This window comes from Variovorax trehalosi (genome assembly GCF_051216415.1).
Classification (GTDB): domain Bacteria; phylum Pseudomonadota; class Gammaproteobacteria; order Burkholderiales; family Burkholderiaceae_C; genus Variovorax.
The window spans coordinates 102,388-121,968 of sequence record NZ_JBPJZG010000005.1 but is presented as its reverse complement, the minus strand read 5'-3'; the positions used below and the strand labels follow the sequence as shown (position 1 = coordinate 121,968).

Sequence of the window (19,581 nt, the reverse complement as noted above, 5' to 3'; positions counted from 1 at the left end):
ATATATTGCACCGCAACATTCCACTCCAAGACCAGCGATGCTCTATCAACTCTACGAAGCCCAGCGTTCCCTGATGGAGCCGTTCTCGGACTTCGCGCAAGCGGCCTCCAAGCTCTACGGCCAAGGCGCCGTGTGGGGCCAGTTGCCGATGGCCCAGCGCATGGCTGCCGGCTACGACCTGCTCTACCGCCTGGGCAAGGACTACGAGAAGCCCGAGTTCAACATCAAGTCGGTGAAGGTCGATGGCGAAGAGGTCGTCATCCAGGAGGCCGTCGAGCTCGACAAGCCCTTCTGCGAACTGCGCCGCTTCAAGCGCTTCACCGACGAGCCGCACATCCTCAAGACGCTCAAGAGCCAGCCCGTGGTGCTGATCGTGGCGCCGTTGTCGGGCCACTACGCGACGCTCTTGCGCGACACCGTGCGCACCATGCTGCAGGACCACAAGGTCTACATCACCGACTGGAAGAATGCGCGCCTCGTGCCGATGTCGGAAGGCGAATTTCACCTCGACGACTACATCAACTACGTGCAGGAGTTCATCCGCCGCCTGCAGGCCGAGTACGGCAACTGCCACGTGGTGAGCGTGTGCCAGCCGACCGTGCCGGTGCTGGCCGCGGTGTCGCTCATGGCGAGCCGCAAGGAGCCGCTGCCGCTCACGCTGACGATGATGGGCGGCCCGATCGACGCCCGCAAGTCGCCCACCGCGGTCAACAACCTCGCGATGAACAAGAGCTACGAATGGTTCGAGAACAACGTGATCTACCGCGTGCCGCAGGGCTTTCCGGGTGAAGGCCGCCGCGTGTACCCGGGCTTCCTGCAGCACACCGGCTTCGTCGCGATGAACCCCGACCGCCATGCCTCGAGTCACTACGACTACTTCAAGGACCTGATCAAGGGCGACGACGCCAGCGCCGAGGCCCATCGCAAGTTCTACGACGAGTACAACGCCGTGCTCGACATGGACGCCGACTACTACCTCGACACCATCCGCACCGTGTTCCAGCAGTTCGAGCTCGTGAACGGCACTTGGGACGTGAAGAACCCCGAAGGCCAGATCGAACGCGTGCGCCCGCAGGACATCCGCACGGCCGCGCTGCTGACGGTCGAAGGCGAGCTCGACGACATCTCCGGCTCGGGCCAGACCGAGGCCGCGCACAGCCTGTGCACCGGCGTTGCCGATTCGAAGCGCGAGCACTACGAGGTCAAGGGCGCGGGCCACTACGGCATCTTCAGCGGCCGCCGCTGGCGCGAGCTGGTCTACCCGAAGCTGGTGAAGTTCATCGCCGCGAACGACCAGCCGCAAAGCCGCGCCGGTGCGCGCGAAAGCCTCGCCGCCGAAGACCGGATCAAGCCGGGCCAGAAGGTCGCGACCGCAGCGGCCAAGAAGTCACCGGCCGCGAAGAAGGCTGTTGTGGCCGCCCCCGCCAAGAAGCCCGTGGCCGCAGCCAAGAAGCCGCGCGCCCGCACCGCGCGCTGAGGCGCGCGCAACCCACAGTGAACGGGCTGGCCGCACGCATCAACGACGCACTGCCGCAAACGCAGTGCACACGGTGCGGCTACCCCGATTGCGCCGGCTACGCGCAAGCCATCGCTGACGGCGAAGCGGATATCAACCAATGCCCGCCGGGCGGCGCCGAAGGCATCGCCCGCCTCGCCCTGCTCACCGGCCGCCCCGCGCTGCCGCTCGATCCGCAATTCGGCACCGAAGGCCCCCGCGCCATGGCCGTCATCGACGAGGCCTGGTGCATCGGCTGCACGCTCTGCCTCGATGCCTGCCCGACGGATGCGATCGTCGGCATCAACAAGCGCATGCACACGGTGGTCGAGGCGCATTGCACGGGCTGCGAACTCTGCATCCCGGTCTGCCCCGTCGATTGCATCTCGCTCGAAGTCGAAACGCCGGGCCGCAGCGGCTGGCAGGCCTGGTCTCAGGCACAGGCCGAAGCCGCGCTGCAACGCTACAAGCTCCACGACCAGCACCGTGACGCTGCAAAGCGCGAGGCCGAACCGGCCCCCGCCGTCGCCGAGCCGCAAGCCGCCGACACGCGCAAGCGCTCCATCGTCGAAGCCGCCCTGGCGCGCGCCCGCGCCGCCGCCGAACAACGCGCCAAAACCACCACCTCCAAGCCATGACACTCGACACCCTGCTGATCTACGTCGTCGCCTCGCTCGCCCTCGCCGTCATTCCCGGCCCCACGATGCTGCTGGCGCTGTCCAACGGCATCGACGGCGGCATGCGGCGCGCGAGCTGGGGCATTGCGGGTGCGTCGCTCGGCAGCATCACGCTGATCGCGGTCGTCGCGCTCGGGTTGGGTTCGTTGCTCGCGGCATCGGAAATGCTCTTCAACGCGATCCGCGTGGCGGGCGTCGCCTACCTCGTCTGGCTCGGCATCAAGCTCTGGCGCAGCGAGGCGACCGATCTCGGCACGGCGCTGGCCAAGTCCGCCGTCGAGGTCCGGCCGCATGGGCGCGTCGCGCTGATGCGCAGCCTGCTCGTGGCGCTGTCGAACCCGAAGACGGTGCTGTTCTTCGCGGCCTTCCTGCCGCAGTTCATCGACATCACCCAGCCGCAAGGCCCGCAGTACCTGCTGCTCGGCGCGATCTTCGTGGTGCTCGACACCTGCGTGATGCTGGCCTATGCGGCTGCCGGCACGCAGGCTGTGCGCTGGCTCTCGCGCCGCGGCCTCAAGGTGCTGAACCGCAGTTGCGCGGCCGGCATGTGGCTGCTGGCGGCCACGCTGGCGTTCTGGCGCCGTCCGGGCACCTGAAGAAAGCGCTTCAGCTCTCTTCAGTCTTTTTCGGGCGCTTGAAGAGCAGCAACAGCACCCCCGCCAGCACGACCGACACCGCATACCACTCGAAGCGCGTGACGGTCTCGTTGGCAATCCACACGCCCAGCAGCATCGCGATCACCGGGTTCACGAAGGTGTAGCTCGCCGCCAGCGCGGCCGGCGCCTTCGCGAGCAGCACCATGTAGGCGTTGAAGGCGATCAGCGAGCCGAACACCACCAGGTACAGCCATGCCCAGACCGCCTCGGGCGCCGGAGGCCACACCAGGCTCTCGCGCGAGACGGCCGCCAGCACCAGCAACACCACGCCGCCACAGATCATCTCGCTCGCAAAGCCCATCGCGCCGGGCGCGAGCGGCAGGCTGCGCTGGCTCAGCACGCTGCCCATCGACCAGCAGATGCAGGCAATCGAAATCGCCACCAGCCCCGCGGGCGACGACTGGAAGCCGCTGCCCTGCGTGAGCATCAGCACGCCGATGAGGCCCAGCGCGATACCTGCCGCCTCCATGCGCGTCGGCTTGATGCCCCAGATGAGGTTCAGCAGCGCGATCAACAGCGGCACCACCGCGATGAAGGCCACCACCAGCCCCGAGCCGATCGACACCTCGGCATGCGCCGTGCCACCCATCCCGCCGCCGAGCATCAGCGCGCCCACGACCAGCGCATTGCGCCACTGCACCCTCGAAGGCCATGCAGCGCCGCGCCACCGCATCCAGGCCGCGAGCACCAGCCCCGCGAACAGAAAGCGCGACCCCATCTGCAGGAACGGCGGAAAGCTGATCAGCGCGTACTTGATCGCCAGGTAGGTCGAGCCCCAGACCACCCAGGTGGCGGCAAGGCAAAGCCACAGCAAAGGCGGCAGCGCGGGCCGCACGGGACCGGGCGCGGCTTGGGCGGGAGAAGCGAGGGTCGGCATATCGAAGTGATTGTTTTGTTGGTATCGAAGCGCCGCCCATGGTATGAAAGCCGCCTTCCGGGAACCATGGATATTTCACGGTTCTGCCGATCCATCACCGTCGATTTAAAGGAGTTCCATGGACTTCACCTTGAACCCTGCCCTGGACGCGCACGACACCCGCATCCTCGCCGAATTGCAGGGCGATGCGCGCCTCACCATGGCCGAACTCGGCCGCCGCGTGCACCTGAGCCAACCAGCCGTGACCGAGCGCGTGAAGAAGCTGGAGGCCGCAGGCGTCATCAGCGGCTACCGCGCGACCGTCAACCTCGGCAAGCTGGGCTACGGCATCCGCGCGATCATCCGCGTCGGCCGTGCCGACTACGACCTCGTCGTGAAGCTCGTGCAGGACACGCCCGAATGCGTGAACGCCTACAACGTGACCGGCGAGGACAGCTGGATCCTCGAGATCGCCGTGATCGATGTAAGCCACCTGGACGCGGTGGTCACCAAGTTCTGCATCCTCACCGAGACGGCGACCTCGATCATCCTGAACCCGGCGCGCGAGCACCAGCCGATGCTGCCGCCGCACCGTTCCGACGTGAAGCCGCCGATCCGGAAGGTGCTCAATGCGTAGCTGAAGCGAGCGCGTTGAAGGCCTTCACCACCTCGGGCGGCGCCTGCACCATCTCGATCAAGACGCCCTCGCCCGCAATCGGGAATTCCTCGTTCGCCTTCGGATGCAGGAAGCAGATGTCGAACCCCGCCGCGCCCTGGCGGATGCCACCGGGCGCAAAGCGCACACCCTGCGCCGTGAGCCATTCGACCGCCTTGGGCAGGTCGTCGATCCACAGCCCCACGTGGTTGAGCGGCGTGGCGTGCACCGCGGGTTTCTTGTCCGGGTCCAGCGGCTGCATCAGGTCGACCTCGACCTTGAACGGTCCGCTGCCGATCGCGCAGATGTCCTCGTCGACGTTCTCGCGTTCGCTCTTGAAGGTGCCGGTGACTTCGAGCCCCAGCATGTCGACCCAGAGCTTCTGCAGCCGCAGCTTGTCGGGCCCGCCGATCGCGATCTGCTGGATGCCCAGCACCTTGAAGGGACGCGCCGTGGTCGTCATGCGCAGACCTCCACTGTTTCAGTGGTCGTAGTGCGGCGCGACTGCAGGCCCAGCTTGCGCAGCAGTTGCACGTCCGCATCCACATCGGGATTGCCGGTGACCAGCAGCTTGTCGCCATAGAAGATCGAATTCGCACCCGCCATGAAGCACAGCGCCTGCACCGCATCGCCCATCTGCTGGCGCCCCGCCGACAGCCGCACGCGCGCGGTCGGCATCGTGATGCGCGCGACCGCGATCATGCGCACGAAGTCGAAGGGATCGACCGGCTCCGAGTCGGCCAGCGGCGTGCCCGGCACGCGCACCAGGCTGTTGATGGGCACCGACTCCGGGTACGGGTTCAGGTTGGCCAGCTGAGCGATCAGCCCCGCGCGGTGCACCGGCTGCTCGCCCATGCCGACGATGCCGCCGCAGCACACGCTGATGCCGGCGCTGCGCACATGGGCCAGCGTGTCGAGCCGGTCCTGGTAGCTGCGCGTGTCGACGATGTCGGTGTAGTACTCGGGCGCGGTGTCCAGGTTGTGGTTGTAGTAGTCGAGGCCCGCGGCCTTGAGCTGGTGCGCATGGTGCGGCTCCAGCATGCCGAGCGTGGCGCAGGTCTGCATGCCGAGGCCCTTCACCGCCTCGACCAGCACGGCCACCTTCTCGACGTCGCGGTCCTTCGGCGCGCGCCAGGCGGCGCCCATGCAGAAACGCGTGGCGCCCGCGTCCTTGGCGGCCTGCGCGGCGCGCACCACCTCGTCGACCTCCATGAGCTTCTGCGCCTTCACGCCGGTGTCGAACTCGGCCGACTGCGGGCAATAGCCGCAGTTCTCGGGGCAGCCGCCGGTCTTGACCGAGAGCAGCGTCGCGAGTTCGATGTCGCCTTCGGGGAAATGCTGGCGGTGCACGGTCTGCGCCTCGAACAGCAGGTCCATCAGCGGCTTGTCGAGCAGCGCCTGGATCGCCTCCACCGACCACGGGCCTTCCGGCGTTACCGGCTTTGCGGGCCGGTGCAGCGTGACAGGCGCCGAGATGGGCGTTTCAAAAAAAAGATCGGAGGTCGTCATATCAATAAAACTCTTTCAGAACTGCCCAAAGCATTGCCTGTTCGGGAAACACCGCGGAACCGGCTTCGCCGGGCCGCAGGTGTTGCCCCCGGAAGGGGGTTGGAGAAGCGACACGAAGTGCGCGAAGCCTGGGGGTGAGCTTTATGCAAACTCCAGAATGATTTGATCGACCGCGAGCGATTCGCCCTTGCCGGCCGAAATCTTGCCCACCACGCCGTCTTGCGCGGCGAACAGCACGTTTTCCATCTTCATCGCCTCGATGACGGCCAGCTTCTCGCCGGCGCGCACTTGCTGCCCCGGCTGCACCGACACCTCGACCAAAAGGCCCGGCATCGGCGACATCAGGAACTTGCTCAGGTCCGGCGGCGCCTTGTAGGGCATCAATTCGAGCAGACGCGCACCCAGCGGCGACAGCACCATGGCCTCGATCTGCGTGCCGTCGTGCGACACGCGCAGCGCCAGCGGGTTCTTGCCCGCGCCACGCTCGACCTGCGCGGTGAAGGGCTTGTCGTTGACCATGCCCTGCACCCGGATCGCGCCGAGCGCGAAGCTGCTGTCGATCTTGTAGCTCTTGTCGCCCACCGCGATGGCGCTCGCGCCGGTCTTGCCGTGGAAGTCGGTCACCGACACCGGGTGCTGCACATGCTTGCCCTCCGGCCCCAGCTCCACCACCACGAACTGCTCGCCCACCTTCACGCCGTGGCCTTCGAGCTGCCCGCTGATGCCCGAGGCACGCGCGCGATAGCGGCGGTGCACATAGGCCGCGAGCGCAACAAGGAACGACGGATCGGTGTGCGGCACGTCTTCCGCATGGAAGCCCTTCCCGTAGTGCTCGGCGATGAAGCCGGTGTTGAAATCGCCCGCGACGAACTTCGGATGCGCGAGCAGCGCCGCCTGGAACGGGATGTTGCTGCTGATGCCGCGAATCACGAAGCCATTGAGCGCCTCGCGCATGCGGGCAATCGCATGCTGGCGATCCTTGCCGTGCACGATGAGCTTGGCGATCATCGAGTCGTAGTACATCGGGATCTCGCCGCCGTCGTACACACCGGTGTCCACGCGCACGCCGTTCAGGTGCTCCGTGTCGCTCGCGAACATGGTCTCGGCCGGCGGCTGGAATTTCACGAGGCGGCCGGTCGAAGGCAGGAAGTTGCGGAACGGGTCTTCGGCGTTGATGCGGCACTCGATGGCCCAGCCGTCGCGCTTGACCTCGTCCTGCGTGAGCGGCAGCTTCTCGCCGGCCGCGACGCGGATCATCAGTTCGACCAGGTCCAGCCCCGTGATGCATTCGGTGACCGGGTGCTCCACCTGCAGCCGCGTGTTCATCTCCAGGAAATAGAAGCTCTGGTCCTTGCCGACCACGAACTCCACCGTGCCCGCGCTCTGGTAGTTCACGGCCTTGGCCAGTTGCACCGCCTGCGCGCCCATCGCCTTGCGCGTCTCGTCGCTGATGAAGGGCGAAGGCGCCTCTTCGATCACCTTCTGGTGGCGCCGCTGGATCGAGCACTCGCGTTCGTTCAGGTAGATCACGTTGCCGTGCGAATCGCCCAGCACCTGGATCTCGATATGGCGCGGCTCCTCGACGAACTTCTCGATGAACACGCGGTCGTCGCCGAAGCTGTTGCGCGCCTCGTTGCGGCACGAGGTGAAGCCCTCGAAGGCTTCCTTGTCATTGAAAGCCACGCGCAGGCCCTTGCCGCCGCCGCCAGCCGACGCCTTGATCATCACCGGGTAGCCGATGTCCTTGGCAATTTCCACGGCACGCTCGGCCGTCTCGATGGCGTCGTTCCAGCCTGGAATGGTGTTGACCTTGGCTTCGTTCGCGAGCTTCTTCGAGGCGATCTTGTCGCCCATCGCCGCGATCGAATAGTGCTTCGGTCCGATGAAAGCAATGCCCTCTTCCTCGACCTTGCGGGCGAAGGCTTCGTTCTCCGAGAGGAAGCCGTAGCCCGGGTGCACCGCCTCGGCGCCCGTCTGCTTGCAGGCCGCGATGATGCGGTCGGCCTGCAGATAACTTTCGCGACTGGGCGCAGCGCCGATGTGCACGGCCTCGTCGGCCAGCTCGACGTGGCGGGCTTCCTTGTCGGCGTCGGAATAGACGGCGACGGTGAGGATGCCCATCTTCTTGGCCGTTTGAATCACGCGGCAGGCGATTTCGCCGCGGTTCGCTATCAGGATCTTCTTGAACATGCTGAATCCGTTTATTGTTGACCGCCTCAGCGGTTGATGAACATCGAATAGACCGGCTGCGCTTGCGAGCGATCGACGAACACATACGCCGTGCCGTCGGAACAGAAATTCGCTACCTCGGCGGTTTCGCCATCCACGTCGACCCAGCTGTCGATCTGCAGGAACAGACGCCCCGCGGGCATCTGCTGCGCGCCGTTGGCCGTCCAGAACGGCACGCCGCCGCTCTTCGTGCGCCATGCGCTCGCCCAGTCATGGGGATAGGCCACTTCCTCCGGCAGTTCGGAGTGAGCCTGGTAGTCGTAGAAAGCCTCTTCCAGTTCCGGCGGCGCGCCGTCGTCATCGGCGCGCCAGCCCGTGATCGCGATCTCGCGCAACAGGAAGGGCTGCTCGTCGGCCGCATCCACAGGCGGCGTGGTCGGCCCGGCCCCTAACGTGTCGCGCTGCACGACGAACGCGGCGTTCGCACCCGCGTCGTGTTCCCAGAAGCTGCAGATGCTGTCCCACTCGCACTTGAAGAGGAAAAGCACCTCGCCGCTGGCGAGCGGCAGCGCGTCGCCATCGGCCGGCAGCTGCGCCAGATGGCTCATGGGCCGATGGCACTCACGGCAAAGAGGCCAGAGGCTCGACGGCAAGCCCCAGGGCAGGCCGCCCAGCTTGGGTACCAATCCAGGCTCCGCACCCTCGCGAAACTGGGGGTAGTGGCTGCGCATACGAACTCAGAGCGGAATGTTCCCGTGCTTGCGCCACGGGTTCTCGAGCTTCTTCTCGCGCAGCATCACGAGCGAGCGGCAGATGCGCTTGCGCGTCTCGTGCGGCAGGATCACGTCGTCGATGTAGCCGCGTGCACTGGCCACATAAGGGTTCGCAAAACGCGCCTTGTACTCGGCCTCGCGGGCTGCCAACTTCTCGGGATCGTTCTTGTCCTCGCGGAAGATGATCTCCACCGCGCCCTTCGCGCCCATCACCGCGATTTCGGCGCGCGGCCAGGCGAGGTTGACGTCGCCGCGCAGGTGCTTGGATGCCATCACGTCGTACGCGCCGCCGTAGGCCTTGCGCGTGATGACGGTGATCTTCGGCACCGTGCACTCCGCATACGCGTAGAGCAGCTTGGCGCCGTGCTTGATGATGCCGCCGTACTCCTGCCCCGTGCCGGGCATGAAGCCGGGCACGTCGACGAAGGTGATGACCGGGATGTTGAACGCATCGCAAAAACGAACGAAGCGCGCAGCCTTGATGCTGCTCTTGATGTCCAGGCACCCCGCCAGCACCAGCGGCTGGTTCGCCACGATGCCGACCGTCTGGCCTTCCATGCGCGCGAAGCCGATCACGATGTTCTTCGCATAGTCGGGCTGCAGCTCGAAGAAGTCGCCGTCGTCCACCACCTTGAGGATCAGCTCCTTGATGTCGTAGGGCTTGTTCGGGTTGTCTGGCACCAGCGTGTCCAGCGAGTAGTCAGGGCGGTCGGCCGGGTCGCCCTGGCCGTTGTTGCCCAGGCGCACCGGCGGCTTCTCGCGGTTGTTGAGCGGCAGGTAGTTGTACAGGCGGCGCAGCATCATCAGCGCTTCGACGTCGTTCTCGAACGCCATGTCGGCCACGCCGCTGCGCGTGGTGTGGGTGATGGCGCCGCCGAGCTCTTCGGCCGTCACGGTTTCGTGCGTCACGGTCTTCACCACGTCCGGACCGGTGACGAACATGTAGCTCGAGTCCTTCACCATGAAGATGAAGTCGGTCATGGCCGGCGAGTACACCGCACCGCCCGCGCACGGGCCCATGACCATGCTGATCTGCGGCACCACGCCCGAGGCCATCACGTTGCGCTGGAACACGTCGGCATAGCCGCCCAGCGATGCCACTCCTTCCTGAATGCGAGCGCCGCCCGAATCGTTGAGGCCGATGACGGGTGCGCCGACCTTCATCGCCTGGTCCATCACCTTGCAGATCTTCTCGGCATGCGCTTCGCTGAGCGCGCCGCCGAAGACGGTGAAGTCCTGGCTGAACACAAACACCAGGCGGCCATTGATCATTCCGTAGCCGGTGACCACGCCGTCGCCGGGGATCTTCTGCTCGGCCATGCCGAAGTCGACCGAGCGGTGCTCGACGAACATGTCCCACTCTTCGAAGGTGTTGTCGTCGAGCAGGAGCTCGATGCGCTCGCGCGCCGTGAGCTTGCCCTTGGCGTGCTGCGCATCGATGCGCTTCTGCCCGCCGCCGAGGCGCGCCTTGGCGCGACGCTGTTCGAGTTGTTCAATCAGTTCTTGCATGGTGTGCTTCCGAAGCTGTGGTCTTCAATGAGATGGCTCAGGGCTTGGCCGTGATGGCCGCTGCGGCGAGCAGGCTGCGCGCCGCGGTCGATGCGGGCAGCGCGCCCTGCGCCACCTGCTGGGTGAGTTGCGGCAGCAGTTCGCGCACCTGCGGGTGCTGCCTGAAGGCTTGCTTCAGCCCCGCGTCGATGCGCTCCCACATCCACGCGGTGGCCTGTTTTTCGCGGCGCTTGGCGAGCTTGCCGTTGGCGGTCTGCAGTTGCCTGAATTCGGTGACGGCGCCCCAGAACGCATCGACGCCCGTGCCCGCCAGCGCGCTGAGCTGCAGCACCTTCGGCAGCCAGAAGCGCACCTCGGCGCCGCTGTGCGCGTCGTGCACCGCATGCGCATGGTCGGGGTTGCCTTGGTGGCCGAAGAGCCGCAGCGCCGAGGTGATCTGCGCCTGCGCGCGCGTGGCGGCGTCCTTGTCGATGTCGGCCTTGTTGATGACCACGAGGTCGGCCAGTTCCATCACGCCCTTCTTGATCGCCTGCAGGTCGTCGCCAGCATTGGGCAGCTGCATGAGCACGAACATGTCGGTCATGCCGGACACAGCCGTTTCGCTCTGGCCCACGCCCACGGTCTCGACGATCACGACGTCGTAGCCGGCAGCCTCGCAAACCAGCATTGCCTCGCGCGTCTTCTCGGCCACGCCGCCGAGCGTGCCGCTCGAAGGACTCGGGCGGATGTAGGCGCGCTCGTGCACCGAGAGCCGCTCCATGCGCGTCTTGTCGCCGAGGATGGAGCCGCCCGAAACAGTGGACGACGGGTCGATGGTGAGCACTGCGACGCGATGGCCTTTGTCGATCAACAGCAGGCCGAGCGTTTCGATGAAGGTCGATTTACCGACGCCGGGCACGCCCGAGATGCCGAGGCGAAACGAATTGCCGGTGCGCGGCAAGAGCGTGGTGAGCAACTCGTCGGCTTGCGCGCGATGGTCGGTGCGGGTCGATTCGAGCAGCGTGATCGCCTTGGCAATCGCGCGGCGCTGCGCCATGCCCGGCGAATCGGTCACGGCGCTTTCCAGCGCCTGCACCGTGTTCAGCACGCGGCCTCCGCGGCCGTCACGCGCCAACGGTAGTGCAGATCGACGCCCTCCTCGCCTTCGAGCACGAAGCCATGCCGCAGATAGAAGCGGTTGGCATCGCTCTGCACGAGCGCGGTGAGCTTGATGTCGAGGTTCTTCTCGCGCGCTTCGGCCTTGGCCCAGCGCAGCACCCATTCGCCGATACCGCTCCCCTGGAAGCCGGTGCGCAGGTACAGGTGATCGAGCCGCAGCGCATCGGCGCCTTCTGGCTTGAGCGTGACGAAGCCCACGCGCTGATCGCCATCGAGCACGATGTGATGCATGAACGGCACGGCGAAACCGGCGCTCAGCCGTTCGCGCGAACGCGTGAGGTCAAAACGTCCGACACGCTCCAGGCTCGGGCGCATCGCATCGATGCGCACGGCCAGCATGTCCTCGAAATCGCTGGAATCCACGGGCTGCAGCGACAGCCGCGACAAGAGATCGCCCACGTCTGGCGCCCCGGTCAGGCAGCGACCGCCGCGCGGATCTGCTCCAGCACGTCCTTGGCGCTGGCCGGAATGGGCGTGCCCGGCCCGTAGATGCCCTTGACGCCGGCTTCGTACAGGAAGTCGTAGTCCTGCCGCGGGATCACGCCACCGACGAACACGATGATGTCGTCCGCGCCCTGCTTCTTGAGCTCGTTGATGATGGCGGGCACGAGCGTCTTGTGGCCGGCTGCGAGGGTGCTCACGCCGACGGCATGCACGTCGTTCTCGATGGCCTGGCGCGCGCACTCTTCGGGCGTCTGGAAGAGCGGGCCCATGTCCACGTCGAAGCCCAGGTCGGCGAAGGCCGTGGCCACCACCTTGGCGCCGCGGTCGTGGCCGTCTTGCCCGAGCTTGGAGATCATCACGCGCGGACGGCGGCCCTGTTCTTCGGCGAAGGCGTTGATTTCGGTTTTGAGGGCTTCCCAGCCCTCGGCGGAGTCATAGGCAGCTGCGTACACACCGGTCACCTTTTGCGTGTCGGCCCGATGGCGGCCGAATGATTTTTCGAGCGCGTCCGAAATCTCGCCCACCGTGGCGCGAAGGCGCACCGCGTCGATGCTCAGCGCGAGCAGGTTGCCGGTGCCGTTCTCGGCGGCTTCGGTCAATGCATCGAGCGCGGCCTGCACCTTGGCGGTGTCGCGCGAGGCGCGAATCTTCTGCAGCCGCGCCACCTGCTGGTCGCGCACCATCACGTTGTCGATGGAGAGGCTGTCGATCGCGTCCTCGTTCTTGAGCTTGTACTTGTTGACGCCCACGATCACGTCCTTGCCCGAGTCGATGCGCGCCTGCTTCTCGGCGGCGGCGGCCTCGATCTTGAGCTTGGCCCAGCCGCTGTCGACCGCCTTGGTCATGCCGCCCATCGCCTCGACCTCTTCGATGATGGCCCAGGCCGCATCGGCCATGTCCTGCGTGAGCTTCTCCATCATGTAGCTGCCGGCCCAGGGGTCGACCACGTTGGTGATGTGCGTCTCTTCCTGGATGATGAGCTGCGTGTTGCGCGCGATGCGCGAGCTGAACTCGGTAGGCAGCGCAATCGCTTCGTCCAGCGCGTTGGTGTGCAGGCTCTGCGTGCCGCCGAACACCGCGGCCATCGCTTCGATGGTGGTGCGCACGATGTTGTTGTACGGGTCCTGCTCGGTGAGCGACCAGCCCGAGGTCTGGCAGTGCGTGCGCAGCATCAGGCTCTTGGGGTTCTTGGGCTCGAACTCCTTCATGATGCGGCACCACAGGAGGCGCGCCGCGCGCATCTTGGCCACTTCGAGATAGAAGTTCATGCCGATGGCCCAGAAGAAGCTCAGGCGCCCGGCAAAGCCGTCCACGTCGAGGCCCTTGGCCAGCGCGGTCTTCACGTATTCCTTGCCGTCGGCCAGCGTGAAGGCGAGCTCCAGCGCCTGGTTCGCGCCGGCTTCCTGCATGTGATAACCGCTGATCGAGATCGAGTTGAACTTGGGCATGTTCTGCGCCGTGTACTCGATGATGTCGCCGATGATCCGCATGCTCGGCGCCGGCGGAAAGATGTAGGTGTTGCGGACCATGAACTCCTTGAGGATGTCGTTCTGGATGGTTCCACTCAGCTGGTCCTGCGCCACGCCTTGCTCTTCCGCCGCGACCACGTAGCCCGCGAGCACCGGCAGCACGGCGCCGTTCATCGTCATCGATACGGAGACCTTGTCCAGCGGGATCTGGTCGAACAGGATCTTCATGTCCTCCACCGAATCGATCGCCACGCCGGCCTTGCCGACGTCACCGGTCACGCGCGGATGCTCGCTGTCGTAACCGCGGTGGGTGGCGAGGTCGAAGGCCACGCTCACGCCCTGTCCGCCGGCGGCCAGCGCCTTGCGATAGAAGGCGTTCGACTCTTCGGCGGTCGAGAAGCCGGCGTACTGGCGGATGGTCCAGGGGCGCACCGTGTACATGGTGGCCTGCGGGCCGCGCAGGTACGGCTCGAAGCCGGGCAGCGTGTCGGTGTACTTCAGGCCCTGCAGGTCGGCGGCGGTGTAGAGCGGCTTGACGGTGATGCCATCGGGCGTGATCCAGTTCAGCGCGTTCACGTCGCCGCCCGGCGCGGACTTGGCAGCGGACTTGGCCCAGGCACCGAGGTCGGCGGGCTTGAAGGTGGGTTCGGGTGTGCTGCTCATGGAAGGCGCCGCTTTGCAGTTGTCTTGCAGGGATGACAGGGAATTCGCAAATTCGCTCGCAGGGATTTGCAAGCCGGCAGCGAGTCTAACCGATCCATAATTATTAATTCAAACCCGTTTTATGCGGTACATTCCTGCCCATGTCCGCTGTCACCCTCACCCCGCGCGCCCTCTATGAAGAGGTGGCCGAGCTGCTGCGCCAGCGGATCTTTCGCCGCGAACTGGAGCCCGGCAGCTGGATCGACGAGCTCAAGCTCGCCGAGGAATACGGCATCAGCCGCACCCCGCTGCGCGAAGCGCTGAAGGTGCTGGCCGCCGAAGGCCTGGTGACGATGAAGGTGCGCCGCGGCGCCTACGTGACCGAGGTGTCGGAGCAGGACCTGGCGGACGTCTACCACCTGCTCTCCCTGTTGGAAAGCGATGCGGCCGGCGTGGTCGCCGAGCGAGCCACCGAGTCCGAACGCGCGGAGTTGAAAAAGCTGCACACCGAACTCGAAGCCGCCGCCGCGCCGGGCAAGGAAGATCGCGAGCACTTCTTTGCGCTCAACGAGCGCTTTCACATGCAGTTGCTGGCCATCGCCAACAACAAGTGGCGCGACCAGATGGTGGCCGACCTGCGCAAGGTGATGAAGCTCAACCGCCACAACTCGCTGCTCAAGGCGGGGCGCATTGCCGAGTCGCTGGCCGAGCACCGTTCGGTGATGGCGGCCATCGAAGCGCGCGACGCCGCAGCCGCGATGGCGCGCATGCGCGAGCACTTCAAGAACGGCCTGGAAGCGGCGAACTGAGTTCGCCAGCCCGCTGCAGACTCAGTCGCGGATGATGGTGCCGGCTTCGGCCGCAATCCGCCGGGCCGCTTCCAGCAGCCGGGGCGCCACGCGATCCAGCATGACGTCCTTGGGCAGCAGGTAGGCCGGGCCGCCGCAGCTCAGACCGTAGCGCTCGCCGCGCGGACCCTGCAGCGCAAAGCCGAGGGCATGGATGTGGGGATGCCAGTCGCCGAAGGAACTGCAATAGCCCAGGCGGTCGTATTCCTCGATGCCCGCCATGAGCCGCGGCTCGACGGCCGGCCAGTTCTCGCCGGTCTCGATGCGGATCTGCTCCAGCAGCACGTCCCGCTCGGGCGGCGGCAGTGCCGCCAGGTAAGCCCGGCCGGCGGCCGAGGTAGTGATCGAGAGACGCGAGCCGACCTCGATGCGCGAACTGATGAGCGCAGACCGCGGTCGCAGCGAATCGATGACGAGCAGATCGAGATCGTCGCGTATGCCCATGTGGATGCTGGCGCCCGCGAATTCGGACAACTCCGTCAGATGCGGCCGCGCCACCGTTCGCAGGTCGAAATGCCGCAGGTAACGGCTGCTCATGTCGAGCAAGGCCGGCCCCAGGCTGAATCGCTCGCTGTCGCGCGACTGGCGCAGGTAGCCGGCGCCTACCAGCGTTGCGGTGAGCCGCGATACGGTGGCCTTGGGAATGCCCGTCGTGTCGGCCAGATCCCGGTTGCCCATCGGTGCGGCCGCCATTCCGATGGTCTTGAGTACTGCCAAGCCGCGTGCCAGCGCGCTCACTTCCTCTTTGCTGCCAACAGCTTCACTCATGAAGAACCTTTTTTTGTTTCCCTGACCTCTTTATTCTTGAGCAAAAACAGGTGCACAGGCCACACTTGTTATTGCATTGTTTCGGAACTATGTTCTATTAAAGAGGACGAAATGTCCCGATTCGAGGCCTAAAAATGGACTTTTCGGGCGTAGAAACGCACGGAATCTCCGGGTTCGGAGACATCCTTGTGAACCGGGAAGCAGAAAAGCGGCCTCGGTGGCCGCCGGTTCAGGCGGCCTGCGCGACCGGCTCGTGCGCCAGCGCCATCACCTCGTGCGGCGGGCGCGTCTTGAGGCGATGGTCGCTCCAGACCTGCCGCCAGCGGCGCGCACCGGGCAGGCCGTTGCGCAGGCCCAGCATGTGGCGCGCGATCGACGACCACTGCGTGCCATGCTCGGCCGCCTCGCGAACCATGTAGTCGCACATCAGCGACTCCACTTCTTCGCGCGTCAGCGGCTGCGGCGCGGCGCCGAAGAACTCGGCGTCCCATTCGGCGAGCCACCAGGGGTTGTGATAGGCCTCCCGCCCGACCATCACGCCATCGAGCAGGCGCAGGTGTTCATGCACTTGCTCGTTGACGGAAATGCCGCCGTTGATGGAGAACTTCAGATCAGGAAAGTCGTGCTTCAGCCGATGCACCAGCGCGTAGCGCAGCGGCGGGATCTCGCGGTTCTGCTTCGGGCTCAGACCCTGCAGCCACGCATTGCGCGCATGGACGATGAAGGTTTCGCACCCCGCTTCGCTCACCTGGCCGACGAAGTCGCGCACGAACTCGTAGCTCTCGATCTTGTCGATGCCGATGCGATGCTTGACCGTGACCGGCACGCTCACCACATCGACCATCGCCTTCACGCAGTCGGCCACCAGTTGCGGCTCGTTCATGAGGCAGGCGCCGAAAGCGCCGCGCTGCACGCGTTCGCTCGGGCAGCCGCAATTGAGGTTGATCTCGTCGTAGCCCCATTCCTCGCCGAGCTTCGCGCAATGCGCGAGATCGGCCGGTTCGCTGCCGCCGAGCTGCAGGGCCACGGGCTGTTCTTCGGCGTTGAAGCGAAGGTGCCGGGGCACGTCGCCATGCACCAGTGCGCCGGTCGTCACCATCTCGGTGTAGAGCAGCGCGTGGCGCGACAACAGGCGGTGGAGGTACCTGCAATGACGGTCCGTCCAGTCCATCATGGGTGCAACGGAGATGACCTTCTCTTCCAAAACGCGTGATCCTGTGGTGTCGACACCGGCCCGGACATCGGGCACAGAAGGCGGCGATTTTCTCACGCGACCCGTGCCAGCGCCTCGGTCAGCTGCTCGACCGTGTAGGGCTTGCGCAGCCAGGTGGTCCCCGCCAGCGCCTTCGCGGGTTGCGCCTGCCCGGTCACGAAGATCACAGGAACGCGGTAGTCGCGCAGCAGCCGCTCGGCCAGGTCGTGCCCCGACAGCGCGGGCAGACCGATGTCGACCATCACCACATCGAAGGCGCCCTCGAAGAAGCGTGAGATCGCGGCCTCGGCGCTCTTCACGCCCGTGGCCCAGTGCCCCAGGGCCTCGAGCAGTTTCAGGGTGGTGGCGAGCGTGTCGGCGTCATCCTCCACGAGCAGTACGCGAAGCTTGGGTTGCGGGGCATTGGTCATTGCGTGACATTTTTCCAGACAACCCGGCGTGCTGCAGCCACCGCAGCCCACCACCCTACAGGGATGTACGACAGATGGCGGCGTTGTCTTACTCGGCGCCGGGAGTCCTTCCCGACAATGACCTTCTCGGCCGAGACAAGCCGATGGACCGCCCTCTCTCTCGCCAACAACAATGACCCGTATCTACCTCATAGAAGACAACCCTCTGATCGCGACGACGCTGACCGACGGGTTGCAGGAATTTTCCGAATGCGATGTCGTCGGCACCGCGACCACTTCCGATGAAGCCATCGACTGGCTCAAGGCCAACCCCGGCGAATGGGATGCGGCGGTGATCGATGTGTTTCTCGCCAAGGGCAACGGGCTCACCGTGGCGCAGTACCTGAGGGACAACAAGCTGCCCGAGCAGCGCACCGTGGTGCTCATGAACTATGCGACCTCGGAAGTGCGCGAAGGCGCCCTGTCGGCGGGCGTCGATGCGGTGTTCGACAAGTCGCTGCAGCTGGAGGCGTTCTACGACTTCTGCGCGGCACTGAACATCACGCCCCGGCGCTGACACAATCGGCCGCGTGCCGATCTTCAAACACAGCCTGTTCTCTGGCCTTGCGCTTGCACTGATGCTCGTCGCGTCGCCTGTGCGCGCCGCAGACCCTGTGCTGCTCCTCACCTCGCCCGTCGCACTGCAGGCCGCCGAGAAATCCGGCGCCAACTTCGCCCATTGGCTCGGCGATGCGCCCGCTGCACCCGACGGCATCGCCACCAACCAGTCCCTGATGCGCTCCCCGGCCTGGCAATCCATCGCCACGCCGCTCGGTGAAAGCCTTGCGCGCATCCAGCGCACGGACAGGCAGGCCGGCGTCGGCATCTCGCGCTATCCGCACCGGCTGTTCGACGCACGCTGGCTCGCGAGCCCCGATGCCTTCTTCGAGCTGGTCGGCGTGGCCAATCGCATGGACCGCCGGCCTTTCCAGAACGGCGCCTGCGGCGAGACGCGGCTGGTGTATCGGCTCGCCTACCGCACCGCCGCGATGCAGTCGCGCCTGCCGATGACCGTCAATGTGGAACTGCGCGGCGACGCACCGGATGCGAACGGCAGCTGCGCCGGCGCCGCGCGGCTCTGGCAACCGCCTCAGGCTTCCATGCCGGACGAGGCGCTCGGCCGCTGGCTGGTATCGCCCGACGGCCCGCTCGCGCCGCAGCGTCTGGCGCCCGCGCGCATCGCGCAGGTCACCACCAACCTGCAGAGCGTGCGCTGGCCGTCCGCGGTGCGGCCCGATCTCGGCGGCCATGCCGAGTACATGCTGCGCGCCTTCCGATGGAACGCCGGCACGAAGCGCTTCGACATTGCACCGCTCGAGAACACACCCGACATCGCGCGCCTCAAGGCCAACGCACCGCTGCGCAAGGAACTGCAGCAATGGCTGCAGCAGCCCGCCAACCTGCGCGCACTGGACGAGGCCTCGGTGCAGATTCCTGAAAAATTCCTCGCGACCGAATCGATCTCGGTCGCACCGCGCGGCCTCGCGCGCCTGGCGAACCGGCCGTTCGCGCAGATCTTCTCGCCCGGAGACTGGCAGGCCGTCCCCGGCAGCCGCAAGCGGCAATCACCACAAGCCGTGCTGCGCCGTCTCGATGACCTCAGCTGCGCGGGCTGCCACCAGAGCCGCGCGGTCGCGGGCTTTCATCTGCTGGGCATCGACCGGCGCGGCGCATCGCGCACCTTCACGACGGGCAACGCGCTCGCCCTGCCGCACTCGCCGCATCTGCAGGATGAACTGGCGCGTCGCGCCACGTATGTGCGCGCCGCGCTGTCGACGCCGCAGCCCGACCCATTCCGCCCCCTGGCCGAACCGGACACCGCGAACGCCGCACCCGAGAAAGCCACGGTCGGCGCAAGCTGCGAACCCACACGCATCACGCAATCCGCCAACCCGTGGCTGGACCGCGCCGAGAAACTGCCGCGCATCGCCTGTGAAGGCGTGTTCTCGGTGTGCGAGAAAACCTCGGTCGGCTTCCCCGGCGGCATGTGCTCGGGCCCGTGCGACCCGCTCGACAAGAACGGCAGCTGCGGCGGCATCGCCATCCTGAGCGACTTCAACCAATGCCTCGCCGCGAAAAAGCCTTTCGGCGAATGCCTCGCCAAGCACACGCGGCCCGGCAACCTGCGCAGCTGCTCGGCGCAGCAGCCTTGCCGCGATGACTACATCTGCGCGCAGGCCGAGGGCCAGCCCGAAGGGCGGGGCGCCTGCATTCCGCCCTACTTCCTCTTCCAGATGCGCGTCGACGGGCATTCCTGAAAACCACTCAGCGGAGTCGGCGATAAACATCGC

Annotated in this window: 19 protein-coding genes; 7 read left to right on the top strand and 12 right to left on the bottom strand. The window is 66.1% G+C overall.

Annotated elements, in window-relative coordinates; translation table 11 throughout:
• The first annotated feature begins 37 nt into the window (after positions 1-37).
• The 3 genes from ACSFA7_RS19470 to ACSFA7_RS19460 are packed head-to-tail and all read left to right on the top strand — an operon-like array spanning position 38 to position 2,768.
• The gene (locus ACSFA7_RS19470) at positions 38-1,477 is read left to right on the top strand and encodes a polyhydroxyalkanoate depolymerase (protein WP_435500910.1); all 1,440 of its coding nucleotides are present in this window, start codon (positions 38-40) and stop codon (positions 1,475-1,477) included.
• Between the two features lie 17 nt (positions 1,478-1,494).
• The gene (locus ACSFA7_RS19465) at positions 1,495-2,133 is read left to right on the top strand and encodes an RnfABCDGE type electron transport complex subunit B (RefSeq protein WP_435500909.1); all 639 of its coding nucleotides are present in this window, start codon (positions 1,495-1,497) and stop codon (positions 2,131-2,133) included.
• Complete coding sequence (locus ACSFA7_RS19460) at positions 2,130-2,768, top strand: LysE family translocator (protein WP_435500908.1); 639 nt, start codon at positions 2,130-2,132, stop codon at positions 2,766-2,768. The genes ACSFA7_RS19465 and ACSFA7_RS19460 overlap by 4 nt, the downstream gene beginning before the upstream one ends.
• 10 nt (positions 2,769-2,778) lie before the next feature.
• Here the strand turns inward: ACSFA7_RS19460 and yedA are convergent, their stop codons facing one another.
• Positions 2,779-3,705 carry a drug/metabolite exporter YedA gene (yedA, locus tag ACSFA7_RS19455; protein ID WP_435500907.1) on the bottom strand — a complete coding sequence of 309 codons (927 nt, stop codon included), beginning with the start codon at positions 3,703-3,705 and terminating at the stop codon, positions 2,779-2,781.
• 118 nt (positions 3,706-3,823) lie between these two features.
• Here yedA and ACSFA7_RS19450 point away from each other — a divergent pair, with 118 nt between their 5' ends.
• The gene (locus ACSFA7_RS19450; RefSeq protein ID WP_206173951.1) at positions 3,824-4,321 is read left to right on the top strand and encodes an Lrp/AsnC family transcriptional regulator; all 498 of its coding nucleotides are present in this window, start codon (positions 3,824-3,826) and stop codon (positions 4,319-4,321) included.
• Here the strand turns inward: ACSFA7_RS19450 and ACSFA7_RS19445 are convergent.
• From ACSFA7_RS19445 to scpA, 8 genes are all read right to left on the bottom strand, one after another.
• A complete protein-coding gene (locus ACSFA7_RS19445) occupies positions 4,311-4,802 on the bottom strand; it encodes a VOC family protein (RefSeq protein WP_435500906.1) in 492 nt (163 codons plus the stop codon). The two genes, ACSFA7_RS19450 and ACSFA7_RS19445, sit on opposite strands and share 11 nt — an antisense overlap.
• Positions 4,799-5,848 carry a biotin synthase BioB gene (gene bioB, locus ACSFA7_RS19440; RefSeq protein WP_435500905.1) on the bottom strand — a complete coding sequence of 350 codons (1,050 nt, stop codon included), beginning with the start codon at positions 5,846-5,848 and terminating at the stop codon, positions 4,799-4,801. The genes ACSFA7_RS19445 and bioB overlap by 4 nt, the downstream gene beginning before the upstream one ends.
• 141 nt (positions 5,849-5,989) lie before the next feature.
• Complete coding sequence (gene accC, locus ACSFA7_RS19435) at positions 5,990-8,038, bottom strand: acetyl-CoA carboxylase biotin carboxylase subunit (RefSeq protein WP_435500904.1); 2,049 nt, start codon at positions 8,036-8,038, stop codon at positions 5,990-5,992.
• Between the two features lie 26 nt (positions 8,039-8,064).
• On the bottom strand, positions 8,065-8,625 hold the full coding sequence (locus tag ACSFA7_RS19430; RefSeq protein ID WP_435500903.1) for a hypothetical protein: 561 nt from the start codon (positions 8,623-8,625) through the stop codon (positions 8,065-8,067).
• A gap of 129 nt (positions 8,626-8,754) precedes the next feature.
• Positions 8,755-10,299 carry an acyl-CoA carboxylase subunit beta gene (locus ACSFA7_RS19425; protein ID WP_042577190.1) on the bottom strand — a complete coding sequence of 515 codons (1,545 nt, stop codon included), beginning with the start codon at positions 10,297-10,299 and terminating at the stop codon, positions 8,755-8,757.
• 37 nt (positions 10,300-10,336) lie between these two features.
• Positions 10,337-11,386 (bottom strand): methylmalonyl Co-A mutase-associated GTPase MeaB, encoded by a 1,050-nt coding sequence (gene meaB / locus ACSFA7_RS19420; RefSeq protein ID WP_435500902.1) that lies wholly within the window; start codon positions 11,384-11,386, stop codon positions 10,337-10,339.
• Positions 11,380-11,856 (bottom strand): GNAT family N-acetyltransferase, encoded by a 477-nt coding sequence (locus ACSFA7_RS19415; RefSeq protein WP_435500901.1) that lies wholly within the window; start codon positions 11,854-11,856, stop codon positions 11,380-11,382. Before ACSFA7_RS19415 ends, meaB begins: the two co-directional genes overlap by 7 nt.
• A 14-nt stretch (positions 11,857-11,870) precedes the next feature.
• Positions 11,871-14,033: a methylmalonyl-CoA mutase gene (gene scpA / locus ACSFA7_RS19410; RefSeq protein ID WP_435500900.1), complete on the bottom strand. Its 2,163-nt coding sequence runs from the start codon at positions 14,031-14,033 to the stop codon at positions 11,871-11,873.
• Positions 14,034-14,173: 140 nt separating this feature from the next.
• On the opposite strand from scpA, the gene ACSFA7_RS19405 reads away from it, so the two are divergent.
• Positions 14,174-14,821, top strand: a complete 648-nt coding sequence (locus ACSFA7_RS19405) for a GntR family transcriptional regulator (RefSeq protein ID WP_435500899.1) — start codon at positions 14,174-14,176, stop codon at positions 14,819-14,821.
• A gap of 21 nt (positions 14,822-14,842) precedes the next feature.
• Here ACSFA7_RS19405 and ACSFA7_RS19400 read toward each other — a convergent pair whose 3' ends face one another.
• From ACSFA7_RS19400 to ACSFA7_RS19390, 3 genes are all read right to left on the bottom strand, one after another.
• Positions 14,843-15,628, bottom strand: coding sequence for an IclR family transcriptional regulator (locus tag ACSFA7_RS19400; RefSeq protein ID WP_435500898.1), 786 nt, complete (start codon positions 15,626-15,628; stop codon positions 14,843-14,845).
• 229 nt (positions 15,629-15,857) lie between these two features.
• Entirely contained in the window at positions 15,858-16,802 is a 945-nt protein-coding gene (gene dusA / locus ACSFA7_RS19395) for a tRNA dihydrouridine(20/20a) synthase DusA (protein ID WP_435501314.1), read from the bottom strand.
• A 92-nt stretch (positions 16,803-16,894) separates the two neighbouring features.
• Positions 16,895-17,251, bottom strand: a complete 357-nt coding sequence (locus ACSFA7_RS19390; RefSeq protein ID WP_435500897.1) for a response regulator — start codon at positions 17,249-17,251, stop codon at positions 16,895-16,897.
• Between the two features lie 172 nt (positions 17,252-17,423).
• Here ACSFA7_RS19390 and ACSFA7_RS19385 point away from each other — a divergent pair, with 172 nt between their 5' ends.
• Together ACSFA7_RS19385 and ACSFA7_RS19380 are read left to right on the top strand one after the other, a co-directional pair.
• A complete protein-coding gene (locus ACSFA7_RS19385; RefSeq protein WP_435500896.1) occupies positions 17,424-17,807 on the top strand; it encodes a response regulator in 384 nt (127 codons plus the stop codon).
• 13 nt (positions 17,808-17,820) lie between these two features.
• Entirely contained in the window at positions 17,821-19,548 is a 1,728-nt protein-coding gene (locus ACSFA7_RS19380) for a hypothetical protein (protein ID WP_435500895.1), read from the top strand.
• Positions 19,549-19,581: the final 33 nt, after the last annotated feature.

Coding starts and splice junctions, on each gene's coding strand:
- ACSFA7_RS19470 (WP_435500910.1), top strand. CDS start 38: ATGCTCTATCAACTCTACGAAGCCCAGCGTTCCCTGATGGAGCCGTTC.
- ACSFA7_RS19460 (WP_435500908.1), top strand. CDS start 2,130: ATGACACTCGACACCCTGCTGATCTACGTCGTCGCCTCGCTCGCCCTC.
- yedA (WP_435500907.1), bottom strand. CDS start 3,705: ATGCCGACCCTCGCTTCTCCCGCCCAAGCCGCGCCCGGTCCCGTGCGG.
- ACSFA7_RS19450 (WP_206173951.1), top strand. CDS start 3,824: ATGGACTTCACCTTGAACCCTGCCCTGGACGCGCACGACACCCGCATC.
- ACSFA7_RS19445 (WP_435500906.1), bottom strand. CDS start 4,802: ATGACGACCACGGCGCGTCCCTTCAAGGTGCTGGGCATCCAGCAGATC.
- bioB (WP_435500905.1), bottom strand. CDS start 5,848: ATGACGACCTCCGATCTTTTTTTTGAAACGCCCATCTCGGCGCCTGTC.
- accC (WP_435500904.1), bottom strand. CDS start 8,038: ATGTTCAAGAAGATCCTGATAGCGAACCGCGGCGAAATCGCCTGCCGC.
- ACSFA7_RS19430 (WP_435500903.1), bottom strand. CDS start 8,625: ATGAGCCATCTGGCGCAGCTGCCGGCCGATGGCGACGCGCTGCCGCTC.
- ACSFA7_RS19425 (WP_042577190.1), bottom strand. CDS start 10,299: ATGCAAGAACTGATTGAACAACTCGAACAGCGTCGCGCCAAGGCGCGC.
- scpA (WP_435500900.1), bottom strand. CDS start 14,033: ATGAGCAGCACACCCGAACCCACCTTCAAGCCCGCCGACCTCGGTGCC.
- ACSFA7_RS19405 (WP_435500899.1), top strand. CDS start 14,174: ATGTCCGCTGTCACCCTCACCCCGCGCGCCCTCTATGAAGAGGTGGCC.
- ACSFA7_RS19400 (WP_435500898.1), bottom strand. CDS start 15,628: ATGAGTGAAGCTGTTGGCAGCAAAGAGGAAGTGAGCGCGCTGGCACGC.
- dusA (WP_435501314.1), bottom strand. CDS start 16,802: ATGATGGACTGGACGGACCGTCATTGCAGGTACCTCCACCGCCTGTTG.
- ACSFA7_RS19390 (WP_435500897.1), bottom strand. CDS start 17,251: ATGACCAATGCCCCGCAACCCAAGCTTCGCGTACTGCTCGTGGAGGAT.
- ACSFA7_RS19385 (WP_435500896.1), top strand. CDS start 17,424: ATGACCCGTATCTACCTCATAGAAGACAACCCTCTGATCGCGACGACG.